Origin of the sequence: Nocardia fusca NBRC 14340, assembly GCF_001618425.1 — a bacterium.
Taxonomy (GTDB): Bacteria; Actinomycetota; Actinomycetes; order Mycobacteriales; family Mycobacteriaceae; genus Nocardia; species Nocardia fusca.
In genome coordinates this window covers 42,493-54,946 of record NZ_BDCU01000016.1, presented here as the reverse complement: position 1 = coordinate 54,946, position 12,454 = coordinate 42,493, and the positions used below count along the sequence as shown (strand labels likewise).

At 70.5% G+C, this 12,454-nt stretch carries 11 protein-coding genes and 1 pseudogene; 8 read left to right on the top strand and 4 right to left on the bottom strand.

Translation table 11 applies throughout. The features are described 5' to 3' along the window. Nucleotides 1–79 precede the first annotated feature (79 nt). Nucleotides 80–706 (bottom strand): TetR/AcrR family transcriptional regulator, encoded by a 627-nt coding sequence (locus NF4_RS05235; protein WP_063126165.1) that lies wholly within the window; start codon nt 704–706, stop codon nt 80–82. Nucleotides 707–776: 70 nt separating this feature from the next. Here NF4_RS05235 and NF4_RS05230 point away from each other — a divergent pair, with 70 nt between their 5' ends. The 7 genes and pseudogenes from NF4_RS05230 (at nt 777) to NF4_RS05200 (ending at nt 9,262) form a co-directional block, all read left to right on the top strand. After that, on the top strand, nt 777–1,424 hold the full coding sequence (locus tag NF4_RS05230; RefSeq protein ID WP_063126164.1) for a hypothetical protein: 648 nt from the start codon (nt 777–779) through the stop codon (nt 1,422–1,424). 415 nt (nt 1,425–1,839) lie between these two features. Next, nucleotides 1,840–4,542, top strand: a complete 2,703-nt coding sequence (locus tag NF4_RS05225) for a helix-turn-helix transcriptional regulator (RefSeq protein ID WP_063126163.1) — start codon at nt 1,840–1,842, stop codon at nt 4,540–4,542. Between the two features lie 145 nt (nt 4,543–4,687). After that, nucleotides 4,688–5,735: pseudogene (locus NF4_RS05220) on the top strand (alpha/beta fold hydrolase). 210 nt (nt 5,736–5,945) lie between these two features. Beyond that, complete coding sequence (locus tag NF4_RS05215) at nt 5,946–6,374, top strand: SRPBCC family protein (protein ID WP_063126162.1); 429 nt, start codon at nt 5,946–5,948, stop codon at nt 6,372–6,374. Then, on the top strand, nt 6,371–6,688 hold the full coding sequence (locus NF4_RS05210; RefSeq protein WP_232330325.1) for a VOC family protein: 318 nt from the start codon (nt 6,371–6,373) through the stop codon (nt 6,686–6,688). Before NF4_RS05215 ends, NF4_RS05210 begins: the two co-directional genes overlap by 4 nt. Before the next feature lie 20 nt (nt 6,689–6,708). Continuing rightward, a complete protein-coding gene (locus tag NF4_RS05205; RefSeq protein WP_439956734.1) occupies nt 6,709–8,190 on the top strand; it encodes a dihydrolipoyl dehydrogenase family protein in 1,482 nt (493 codons plus the stop codon). A 208-nt stretch (nt 8,191–8,398) separates the two neighbouring features. Next, nucleotides 8,399–9,262, top strand: a complete 864-nt coding sequence (locus NF4_RS05200) for an oxidoreductase (protein ID WP_063126161.1) — start codon at nt 8,399–8,401, stop codon at nt 9,260–9,262. Between the two features lie 89 nt (nt 9,263–9,351). Here NF4_RS05200 and NF4_RS05195 read toward each other — a convergent pair whose 3' ends face one another. Further along, a complete protein-coding gene (locus NF4_RS05195) occupies nt 9,352–10,287 on the bottom strand; it encodes a LysR family transcriptional regulator (protein ID WP_063126160.1) in 936 nt (311 codons plus the stop codon). A gap of 61 nt (nt 10,288–10,348) precedes the next feature. Here NF4_RS05195 and NF4_RS05190 point away from each other — a divergent pair, with 61 nt between their 5' ends. After that, nucleotides 10,349–10,759 carry a DUF5997 family protein gene (locus NF4_RS05190; protein ID WP_063126159.1) on the top strand — a complete coding sequence of 137 codons (411 nt, stop codon included), beginning with the start codon at nt 10,349–10,351 and terminating at the stop codon, nt 10,757–10,759. A 4-nt stretch (nt 10,760–10,763) separates the two neighbouring features. On the opposite strand, the gene NF4_RS05185 is transcribed toward NF4_RS05190, so the two are convergent. Beyond that, the gene (locus NF4_RS05185; RefSeq protein WP_063126158.1) at nt 10,764–11,711 is read right to left on the bottom strand and encodes an ABC transporter substrate-binding protein; all 948 of its coding nucleotides are present in this window, start codon (nt 11,709–11,711) and stop codon (nt 10,764–10,766) included. 25 nt (nt 11,712–11,736) lie between these two features. Next, nucleotides 11,737–12,444 (bottom strand): class II aldolase/adducin family protein, encoded by a 708-nt coding sequence (locus NF4_RS05180; protein WP_063126157.1) that lies wholly within the window; start codon nt 12,442–12,444, stop codon nt 11,737–11,739. Between the last annotated feature and the right edge of the window lie 10 nt (nt 12,445–12,454).

The following is a 12,454-nucleotide window of genomic DNA, read 5'->3' as shown; positions in this document are numbered from 1 at the left end:
TTCGCGTCGGCGATCGTCTGCGCGGTGGCGGCCGAGGTGGTGATCGCGGGGGCCGGGTGCCCCGTGGCGCAGTCCGCGGTCATCGGTCGAGTAGCTGGCGGGTGAGTACGTGACCCCACCACTGCTCGACCCGTTCCGGGGACCAGCCGCGTTCGCCGGTGAGCACGGTGTAGGCGTCGATATTGCACAGTGCGGCGTAGGTGTCGACGGCGGTGGTCAGGTCCACCTCGGCGCGAAGTGTGCCCGCCGGCCAGCTCGAGAACACCTCCTCGCGGATGCGGTCGGCGGCCCGGCGGACCTGCGTGTAGAGGGTGGCCAGGTCGGGCTCGGTGCGCCCGGCCTCGCGGATCAGGCCGATGAGGTCACCGGAGCGTTCGAAGAGCCTGCGGTCGTAGCCGGCCATTGCGGCGAGTTGCCGCGCCGGATCCGCCGCCGACTCCAGCTCGCCCAGCAGCCGGGCCGGATCGGCCGGTAGGTCGGCCGCCTCCACCAGGGCCCACACCAGTCCGGTCTTGTTCCCGTACGCGGCATAGACCGTCGGTACCGACACCCCGGCCTCCTGGGCCACTTCCCGCACGGTCGTGGGCCCCCAGCCCCGCGTGACGAACAGGCGGCGAGCCGCCTCGGCGATCTCCGCCCGTGTGCGTTGGGCTTGCGCTTGCCGCCGCAGCGAGTCGTAGCTGCGGCGAGGTGGTGAAGTGGTCACTTGCGCCTCCGATCTTCCGCTACCTATATTCAAAATAACATTCGTAAAACCAATATGGGAGGCCGGTACCGTGATCGAGTCGAGCGCAGCGGGCCTGGGCGGAATCGGATTCGTGCTCACGGCCGTGGTGGTCAATCTCGTCTACGTGCGCGCCCGGCTGCCGCTACCGATGTCGGGGCAGGGCATGGACGAAGTGGTGGACGCGCTGGCCGCGGTCGGTGACGCGTTGAAACGCCCCTCGGTGCTCGCCCCGCTGACCTGGCTGTGCACCACGCTTTTCGCTGCGGGTATGGCGTCGGCGATGTGGGAATCTCCGGCGGCGCCCACCATGTGGCTGCTGCTGGGATTCGGTGGTGTTCTGATGCAGAACGTCGCCTTCAGCTGTGTGGAGGCGTTGCGGTTCGGGCTCGCCGCGACCGCACGTGACCACGCGTCGACTTCCGGCCTGTGGGCCCTGCACAATGTGCTGTTCGGCTTCAATCAGGTCTTCCTGGCGATCGCGCTGCTGGGATTCGGTCTCGCCGCCGCCGAGACCGGTTTCCTGCCGCCATGGCAGCAGTGGCTCGGCTTCGCCGCCGCCACGCTGCTCTTCCTCGCATCCTCGGCGAGTTCGCACAATGCCGAAGGGACCAGCCGCCTCGCGCTGATCGGCCTGGTGGGATGGCTCGGCTGGATCGCGTGGATCGTTGCCGCCAGCATCACCCTGCTGGCTCGATAGCGGTGTTCGGCACGCGGATACTGCGGCCGGTCGTCGACCGTCACGCTCCCGGTGTAGGTACAGGTCGTTTCGTAGCTGTGGGTGCCGCGGGTGAACGAGGGTGTGATGCCGGTGACCGTGGCCGAGGCCGGTGGCGCTGCCCGGATCGTCGCGCTCGCGATGATTCCGAGGGCAGCCGCGCCGATGGCGAAGCGAATCACTCGGGGCGACCCGTGCAGTCCGGAAACCGTTGTCCCGGCACAGCGGCCATGGCTGCCCCGGCCGTGGTTCCGGACGGTGTCCTGTCCGACCCGAGCAGGCGGGTGACGCGGAAGACTACCGGCGGACACGCTGTATGCCGCCCCGGGTGACCGGTTCGCTCGAGTAGGGTCGCGGACGGGTCCGCCGGGCGCGGACCGGAACAGGAGTGCCCACGATGTCGCTGTTCGGCCGGGATACCGAGCGCAAGGAGCTGGACGCGCTCCTCTTCGATCCGCGGGACCGCACCGGCGTGCTGATCGAGGGCGAACCCGGAATCGGAAAGTCGGCGCTGGTCGAGGAGACGGTCGCGGCGGCGGCGTCGGTGCGGGTGCTGCGGACCGCGGGAACCGAAGCCGAGCGGCACTTCGGCTATGCCGGGCTGCACCGGCTGTTGTATCCGCTGCGCGCCGCGTTCGCGGGGCTGCCCGCCCGCCAATACGACGCGCTCGCATGCGCTTTCGGTCTGTCCGACGCCGAGGGTGAGCCGAGCGTGCACCTGGTCGGATTGGCCGCGCTCACCCTGCTGTCCGACGCCGCCGCCGAGCAGGCCCTGCTCGTCGTCGCCGAGGATGTGCACTGGCTGGACTCCGCGAGCGCCCAGGTCCTCGCCTTCCTCGCCCGTCGCATTCACACCGAACCGATCACTGTGCTGGCGACCGTACGCGACGGTGCCACGTCACCGCTCGCCGCCGCCGGACTGACTCCGATGCGCCTCACCGCGCTGTCGGCCGCACACGCGACCGCGCTGCTCGGCGTGGCCGCGCCGCGGCTGTCCGCGCCGGTACGCGAACGGGTACTGGCGGAAGCGGACGGCAACCCCCTCGCCCTGATCGAACTGGCGACGTCGGCGGCCGACCTCGCCGAGCTCCCGGCGACCCTCCCGATGACCGACCGGCTGCGCCGTGCCTTCGCGGCCAGGGCACAGGCCCTGCCCGGGCCCGCCGCGACAGCGCTGCTCGTCGCGGCGCTCGACGACGGCGGTGCCCGCAGCGAGATCCTTGCCGCGGCCGGGCTGCTGCTGGGCCGCGACCTCTCGCCCGATGTCCTGGCGCCGGCGGTCGAGGCGCGGCTGATCGCCCTCGTTTCCGGGACGGTGGTATTCCGGCATCCGCTCATCCGGTCCGCGCTCGCCGCCACGGCGACCGCCGAAGAGCGCGGGCGCGCGCACCGGGCGCTCGCCGAGATTCTGCGCGACGCCCCGGACCGCCGCGCCTGGCAGCGTGCGGCGGGTGTGGCCGGTCACGACGAGGAGGTCGCTCGAGAGCTGGAAGAGGTGGCGGGCCGCGCCCGGCACCGGGGCGCCGCGGCCGCAGCACTGGAACGGGCCGCTGTCGTCGGCTCCGCCGGGCACCGCGCGGACCGGCTGCTGCGCGCCGCCGAACTGGCGGTGGATTCCGGGAGCAGAGATACCGCCGAACGTTTGGTGCGCACCGCGCGCACCCTCGAACTGACCCCGCCCCAGGACGCCACGGCGCATCGGCTGCTCAGCGGATTCGACGACGGCGTACGCGAAGACCCTTCCCGCATCGGCGACTTGGCGGAGCTGGCGGCGCGGGTCGCCGCCGACGGTCACGACGACGCGGCGCTGCGCATCCTGTGGGGCGCGGCCATGCGGTGTTTCTGGTCCGAACCGGGCCCCGAGGTCCGGCGAGCCCTGCTCGCTGTCGTGGAGGGTCTGCCGGTGGCCAAGGACGATCCGCGCCGGGTCGCGATCACCGCCTACGTCGCGCCGGTCGAATGCGGTACGACCGTTCTCGGGTACCTGCGTGGACAGATCTCGGCCACCGGGCGCGACCCCGAGGTCGACCGGTTCCTCGGTAGCGCCGCACTCCAGGTCGGTGCCTTCGATCTGGCCGCCCGCTATGCCGCCGCGGCCGCTCCCGGGCTGCGCGCCACCGGGCGATTGGGGCTGCTGCCCCGCGCGCTGGCGGTCCAGGCATGGTGCCTGACCCGGCTCGGCGATGTGATCACCGCCGAGCCGATAGCGGCCGAGGCCGAGGCCCTCGCCGACGAGACCGGCCAACCGTTCATGGGTGGGCTGGCCGTCGCCGTGCGGGCCGAGATCGCCGCCCTGCGCGGGAACCGCGAGCGGGCCGCGACGCTGGCCACGGACGCGGAGCGGATCGGGCTGGCCTCCGGCGCGCGGCCGGTGCTGGCGACGGTCGCGCTGGCACGCGGACTGGCAGCGCTCGGCGAGGGCCGCGCCGACGACGCCTACACCGACCTCGCCCGCATGCACGATCCCGCCGATCCGGCCCACACCCCGGCGCTGCGCGCGTACTTCCTCGCCGACCTCGCGGACGCGGCGGTCCGTTCCGGCCGCACCGAGGCGCTGCGGAACCTGCTGGACACCGTGACGCCTGCCGCGGCACGCACCGGCTCACCGGCCCTGCACATCGGACTGCGCTACGCCCGCGCCCTGCTCGCCGGCGAGACCGCCGGCGACCGGTTCGCCGAGGTGCTGGCGGCCGACCTCACCGGGTGGCCGGCCGAACGTGCGCGAGCGCACCTGGCCTACGGCGAATGGCTGCGCCGGCAGCGGCGCGTGGTCGACTCCCGGAACCCGCTGCGCACCGCCAGGGAAACCTTCGACGCGCTCGGCTTCACCGCGTGGAGCGAACGGGCGCGCCTGGAGTTGCGGGGCGCCGGCGAGGCGAGCCCGGAGCGGGGCCCCGATATCGGCGAACGGCTCACCCCGCACGAACTGGCCATCGCCCGGCTGGCCGCCCAGGGGCTGACCAATCGGGAGATCGGGCAGCGGCTCTACCTCTCGCATCGCACCGTCAGTACCCACCTGCACCGTATTTTCCCCAAACTCGGCGTCAGCTCCCGCACCGAACTCGCCGCCGTGCTGCCGGCCGCACCCGGCACCGAGTGAGTTCGCGCGACGGTGACCGGGTCGTCGCCGGGCATACCGTCACCGATTACGTCATCCGACGGACGCGGCGCCGCCCCTGTGCTCCCTAGCGTCATCGATGTGGCCCGATGCGGTCACGAATCGTGTGTTCGACGAGGGAGTTGTGATGGCCATCAGCAGACGACGACTGTTCGGCGGAGCCCTCGCGGTGGGCGCGGCCGGGGTCGCGGTGACCTCGCTCGGCGCCTGCTCGGCCGAGGAGTTCGTGCCACCGGCCACCGCGCCGGGTGCTGCGCTGCGGGTCGGATCGGGGGCCGTTACCGGCCTGCCCGCGGTGCAACAGGTCCGGGGCCGGGCTACTGAACGTCGGATATGTCGAGTACGGACCCGCCACCGGCGTTCCCGTGCTGTTGCTGCACGGTTGGCCCTACGACCCGCACAGCTACGCCGACGTGGGCCCCCTGCTGGCGGCCGAGGGGTACCGGGTGATCGTGCCCTACCTGCGCGGCTACGGGCCGACCACATTCCTCTCCGACCGCACCGTCCGCAACGGCCAGCAGTCGGCGATCGCCCGTGACGTCGTCGATCTCATGGACGCGTTGCATATCGACGCGGCGATTCTCGGTGGTTTCGACTGGGGCTCCCGCACCGCCGACATCGTCGCCGCCCTGTGGCCGCACCGCTGCCAGGCGCTGGTGTCGGTGAGCGGATACCTGGTCACCTCGCTGACCGGCAACCAGCAGCCGCTGCCGCCACAGGCCGAACTCGGTTGGTGGTACCAGTACTACTTCGCCACCGAACGCGGTCGGCTCGGCTACCTCCGCAACCGGCACGAGTTCAACAAGCTGATCTGGCGCACCGCGTCCCCCGCATGGGATTTCGACGACGCCACCTACGATCGCAGCGCCACCGCGTTCGACAACCCGGACCACGTCGACATCGTCGTCCACAACTACCGCTGGCGCCTGGGCCTGGCGCCGGGTGAGCCACAGTACGACGGCTACGAACTGCAGCTCGCCGCCGCCCCGGCGATCACCGTGCCCACTGTCACCGTCGCCAGCGATTTCGACGGCGCCACCAAGGACGGGGCAGCCTATCGGGCCAGGTTCACCGGCCGATACGAGCACCGAGTGCTCGACGGGATCGGGCACAACGTGCCGCAGGAGGCGCCGCGGCCCTTCGCCCGGGCGATCATCGACGCCGGCCACCTCTGAGAGCTCCGCGGCGCACACCGGCGACGCTCTGCGCGGCCGGTCCCGGTGCGCAGGATGCGCACGAGGTACGTCACCGCGGCGTCATCCGACGGATTCGCCGCACCACCCCGCCCGGCAATGCTCGACAGGTAGCCGGAAACCGCCGAGACGGAACCGCCGCACCACCGACGACCGGCCCGGTCCCCGCATCAGATATCGAGGAGTAGCACCGTGACCACGATCCGTTTCCATCTGCAGTCCACCCTGAGCCCCGCCGAGGTGCTGGGAGTCCTCACCGACTTCGGGCCCACCCGCCCCGCCGCGTGGCCGACCATCGATACCGAACACTTCACGGTGCACGACCGCGGCCAGACCTGGGCCGAAGTCACCGAAGGCACCGCGGCCGCTTGGGAGCGCGCCCGCTACGAATGGGATCCGGCGGGCACCACCGTCACCATCCGCACCCTGGACTCCAAGCTCTTCGGCGCGGGCGGCGGCTGGATCTTCCGCGCCGTCCCGGCGGGAGCGGGCTCCCGCGTCGAGGTCGAACTGACCCGGACCCCGAGAACGCTGAAGAGCCGGATCCTGGCCGCGCTGCTGCCCCTGGTCGGCCCGTCCTCGCTACGCAAATCCTTCGCCGGCCCGTTGCGCGCCGTGTGACCCCCGGCGGCGGTTCGGGTTGCTCGATCCTCTTCGGCACCGGCGTGACCACCGCGGCGCCGGGATCACTGCAGGGGTTGCATCTGGTCGTCGCCGATATCGAGCGGGCGGTAGCCGAACTGCGCGAGCGCGGCGTCGAGGTGCAAGGCCCGTTCCACGATGATTCCGGCGTGTTCCATCACGCGGGCACCGCGCACCGCTCGGCCGGTGTGCATCCGCAGCGTGCCAGTTACGGCTCGTTCGCCGCCTTCGCCGACCCCGACGGCAACAGCTGGTTCCTGCAGGAAGTCACCCAGCGGCTCCCCGGCCGCTGACCACCGATTCGACAGCCATCATGTTCGACACTGCGAGAGACGAAACCACGATGAGCGACAACCTTTCCCGGATCTACGACGTCGTGGTTCTCGGGGCGGGGCCGGCGGGTGAAAACGTCGCCGACCGGACGAGCGCCGCCGGACTGCGTACGGTGATCGTCGAATCCGAACTGGTCGGCGGCGAATGTTCCTACTGGGCCTGCGAACCCAGCAAGGCGCTGCTGCGACCGGCTCTGCTCTACGCCGAAGCCGCGCGGATGCCCGGGGTCGGCGCCGCACTCGCCCGGCCGATCGACGCCGGGGCTGTCCTGGCATACCGGGATCGGATGTCCGCCGACTGGGACGATCACGATCAGGTCGCCTGGTTGAAGTCCGCGGGTATCACCCTGCTCCGTGGGCACGGCCGGATCACCGGCGAGCGGCGGGTCACGGTGGAAACACCCGACGGACCGGCCGTGCAGCTGACCGCCCGGTACGCGGTGGTCGTATGCACCGGCAGCCGCGCAGCGCTGCCGCCGCTGCCGGGGCTGGACTCGCTGCGCCCCTGGCCGAGCCGGGAAGCCACCAGCGCCCGCGCCGTGCCATCCCGACTGGCCGTGCTCGGCGCGGGGGTGGTCGCCACCGAGATGGCCACGGCATGGCAGGCGCTCGGATCCCGGGTCACGCTCATCGCGCGGGAGAGCAGGCTGCTTCCGCGCGTCGAACCGTTCGCCGCCGAACTGGTCGCCGAGCGGCTGCGTGGGGCGGGCGCCGAGCTCCGGTTCGGCACCACCGTCACGCACGCCGAACGTGCGGGCGGCCCGGACGACACCGTGCATCTCACCCTCGCCGACGGCGGCCGGATCATCGCCGACGAACTACTGCTCGCGACCGGGCGCGGCCCCCGCACCGAGGACATCGGACTGGAGAGCGTCGGTCTGATTCCGGGGCAGTGGCTCCACACCGACGACACCTTCACCGTGCCGGCGGTCGCCGGCGAATGGCTGTACGCGGTGGGCGACGTCAACCGCCGGGGATTGCTCACCCACCAGGGCAAATATCAGGCGCGGATCGCGGGCGCCGTCATCGCCGACCGAGCTCGCGGTAGCGCGCTGGATCGCGAACCGTGGGGCAGGCATCTGGGCACCGCCGATCTGATGGCGGTCCCGCAGGTGGTGTTCACGGACCCGGAGGTTGCCGCCGTCGGCCTCACGACCGAGGAAGCGGAACGGGCGGGGCGGCCGGTCGACGTGGTCGACTACGACATCGGCCGCGTCGCGGGCGCCCTGCAGTACCTCCCGGACTACCGAGGGCAGGCGCGGATCCTGGTCGATCCGGACCGTCGCGTGATCGTCGGTGCGACGTTCGCCGGGCCGGGTGTGGCCGAGCTACTACACTCGGCGACTGTCGCGATCATCGGCGAGATACCGATCGATCGTCTCTGGCACGCCGTCCCGTCGTTCCCGAGCATCAGCGAGATCTGGCTGCGCCTGCTCGAGACCTATCGCGATCGGCGCCGATGAACACCTGTGCCGCCGCCTCGTCCGGGACCGATCGGCCCATGGGTGGCGAGGACCTGCCCCATCAGCAGCACATCGAAGACACCCGACAACCCGGCACCGGATCGGATGGATCGACCTCCCCCTCGTCCTGTGCCGGGAACATCAGCGACGCCGTCCGAACGCGGACCGGCCTCATGACACGCAATTCCGCCCGGAAGGAGCACAGGAAATGTCCGATACTTCGAAGGTCTGGTTCGTGACCGGTAGTTCACGGGGGTTCGGCGCGGAACTGGTTCGCGCGGCGCTCGCCCACGGGGACCGGGTCGTGGCGACGGCACGACAGCCGGAACAACTGCGGGCAGTCGTCGACCGCAGTGACGGTCGAGCCCGGGCTTTCCCGCTCGACGTCACCGATGCGGCCGCGGCCGCGGCCGCCGTAGAATTCGCCGTCGCCGAATTCGGGCGGATCGATGTGGTCGTCAACAACGCCGGCTACGCCGACAGTGCCGCGATCGAGGAGATGGACCTCGACGATTTCCGCGCCCAGATCGAGGCCAACCTGTTCGGGGTCGTCAACGTGACCCGCGCGGCCCTGCCGATACTGCGGGCCCAGCGCTCCGGTGTCTTCGTCCAGTTCTCGTCCGTCGGCGGCCGGGTCGGCGGAACGCCGGGCATGGGGGCGTATCAAACAGCGAAGTTCGCGGTGGAGGGTTTCTCCGAGGTGCTGGCCGCCGAAGTGCAACCGTTCGGTGTGCAGGTGATCATCGTGGAACCCGGTGCGTTCCGCACCGACTGGCAGGGTTCGTCCATGCGGATGCGTGAGCCGGGCCCGGACTATCGCGAGACCGTGGGACGGATACACGACATGCGTCGCGCGACCGACGGGAAGCAGCCCGGCGACCCCGCCCGGGCAGCGGAGATCATCGTCGATGTGGTCGGCGCTGCCGAGCCGCCGCGACGGCTGCTGCTGGGCGGCGGCGCGGTGGAACAGGCGTTGGCCGCCGGTGCCGAACGTGACGCAGAAGCCCGGCGCTGGGCCGCGGTCGGCCGCAGTGCCGATTTCCCGGATCATGCCCCCGCAGGTTCGGCGTAGTCACCGTTGCGCGGTTTCGGGCGGGTGAGTCGATCCGATCTCGTACGGCGGCTTTCCTGGTCTGGTTGTCCGGTCTGTGGAGCGGGGCGCTAGCGTTTGCGCCCCCGCGCCGGCTTCTTCCTGGAGGGGATCGGTTTCCTCGCGGGGCGCGGTCGTTTCGCCGGAGCGTGCGACTTCCGCGGGTCTGGTTCGGTGCCTTTTCCGGCGGGGGACCGGGAGCTGTGTTCCGAGCGGCCGCGTACGACCCCGATGAACTCCTCGACCAGCTCGGTGGTCCGGGCCGACGGCCAGACCAGGGCGATTTCGGTGTCGTCGGTATCGGTCACCGTGCGGTAGACGACGTCGCGCCGGTGGTGCAGGCGGGCGATCGAATGCGGCACGATGGCGACGCCTACTCCGGCGGCGACCAGTTCGATGGTGGCTCCGGCGGCGTCGATATCAGCGGTGTCCTGCAGGCGCTCGTTCGCGAGATCGGCCATGCCGACCTGGTCGAACAGTGAAATCTCGTGGTCCTTGGGTATCACGACGACGGGCAACTCACGGTAGAGCGGGATCGCGTTCATATCGCCGCGGTCGATCGGCAAGCGGACGAAGCACATGTCGACCCGGCCCTCGCGCAGTGCCGGCTCCTGGTCGGCCTGGGCCACAGCGACCAGCTCGAGCGGGGTATCCGGGAACCGCCGCCCCCAGATCCGCTCCCATTTGCTGACGGTGACGCCGGGCACGAAGCCGACCCGCAGCGTGGCCGGGGCAGCGACCGCCGCGGTGCCCGCCTCGTTCTCGGTACGCGCAATGAGGTCACGCGCCTCCCGCAGCAGCTCTCGTCCCGCATCGGTCAGCCGGGTCGGCTGCGCTCCCGGTACGAACAGCTTCGTGCCGAGCTCGGTCTCCAGATCGATGACCGTGTGGCTGAGCTTCTGGCGGGAGATGTGCAACGCCTTCGCGGCGCGTGCGAAGTGCAGTTCCTCCGCGACTGCGGCAAACCAGCGCAGGCGCTGCACATCGATCGAGGGGAACCGGCTCATACCGGCAAGCGTATGGCACCGCGGAGTCCGGACCGGCTCGGCGGCCCGATACCCTGTTCCGGTGAGCCTGGAACAGAAACCGCAGAGGATGAAGCCGCTGACCGCGGCGAACAAGCTCGGCATCTATCTTCCGGCGGCTCCCGAAGATTTCCGGAACAACCCGATTTCCCGGGCCGAGCTGGACGAGCTCCGGGCGAACCCGCCGCAGTGGCTCACCGAGCTGCGCCGCACCGGACCGTTCCCGCGCGATATCGTGGCCCGTAAGCTCGGTATCTCCAATAGTGGCCTGACCCGGGCCGGAGTATCCGATTCGCTCACCGCCGACGAGATCGCCGCGTTTCTCGCGGACCCGCCGGAGTGGCTGATCCGCGAACGCGAAAGCTATGCCGCCGTGCGCGCCGAGGACGAACGGGTCCAGGCCAAGGAGGCCGAACGCCGGGCAGCGACCAACCGGTCGCCGAAGGGCTACTAGATATTCAGGCCGCTGTGACCGGACGACCGGCCGCGACGACCTCTCCGATCCAGGGCAGGACCGCGGCGCGGACATCGACCGTTCGGGGCAGAAGGCCGTTGGCGTGCAACAGGTCTGCCGAACGCTGCTGCTCATCGAGGAATTCATCGGTGACCGGGCCGATCCCGAAGGGGCGTCCGCGCAACGCCGCCTCCCAGCGATCGAGATCAGCGGTGCCGCCGCGCCGCTGCGCATCGTCGACGAAGAAACGCGCCGCCTCGCGCGGGTTGGCGACGATCCACGCATCCGATTCCCGCAGGGCCGTGACGATGGCTTCGAGTTCCGGGCGATGATTCTCGGCGAACTCGCGTCGGACGAACCACAACGACGGGTGGCTGAAGAGACCGTCGGTGTCGACGAGCGTGTGTAGCTGCGCGGTGGCCTCGACCTCCGCCAGCGCCGGGTAGGCACCGGCCCACGCGTCGATATCGCCGCGCACCAGGGCCGGGCCCCCGTCGTTCACGTCGATATCGACCGGGACGATATCGGACCAGCGCTTGCCCGCGCGGTCGAGAGCGAGCAAGGCCAGGGTGGTCTGCCACGAACCGTGTGCGATGCCGACCCGCTTACCGGGCAGATCGGCGACGGTGCGGATACCGGAGTTCGCCAGGCTCACCAACCGCCCGTTCTCGACGCGCGGGCCGGAGATTCCGACATACACCAGGTCGCGTCCCTGGCCCAGGCCGGTGATCGGCGGGGTGAACCCGGTGCCGATGAAGTCGTACCCGCCTTCCTCGAACAACCAGTCCGAGTGCAGTGTCGGCAGCCCGGTGCGGGGATCGGCCCGAGTCGGGGCCGGGAGTTCGCGTAGGTCCACCCACTCGACGTCGCGAAGGTGAGGTTCGAGCAGGCCGTTGTGGCGCAGCACGAACAACGAGTTGTTGTTCGGGAAGTAGCCGATACGAATAGTCATGGGAGAGCTCCTTTTCGGCTGTATGTCAGACGAGACCGCGGCGGCGGGCCTCGTCGAGTAATCCACTGCGACCCCACTGGGCCACGAGGTTCGTCGGGTCGAAGTCGACAGCTCCGCCGACGAGTTCACCGAGCGCCTGGTACCGGGCGCCCTCTTCGAGCAGGACCACGAATTTGGCGAGGTCCAGCAGACCCGACCGGCCGATCACGTTGACCCCGCCGTTGGCCTCGAAGATCGCGACGAGGTCCGGATCGTCGACGAGGCGGTCGAGAATGAAGTCGCCGGGGGCCTGGCTGCGGTCGATATGTGCGGGGATATCGCGGGAAAGGGTCAGCCGCTGCGAGGCCGCGTACTTGATGCGCAGGGTCCGGTGGGTCTGGGCCCATCCGCCCAGCCAGGGCGTGTGCACGTGCACGATCGAGGTGATCTCGGGGTGTGCGCGGAACACCCTGGCGTAACCGGTGACGAACCCGGCGGGACCGTCACCGGCCAGCACCTCTCCGTCGAACGACGCGAGGATCGGCTTCGCGCTCCGGTCCTGCGCCCACGGTCCGGGCTCGTTGAGCGCGACCGCCAGTTCTTCGCCGGGGACCCGCTCGACGAAGTTCACGGTGCCGTTGGCGGAAACGGTCCCGGTCTCGCGGAAAACGCGGAAAGCGGTGTCGGCGGCGCGGCGCGCGTCGTCGACGAAAGCCTCGACCGCGGGGGTGACCCGGGTTTCGGTGCCGGTCATATTGTTTCTC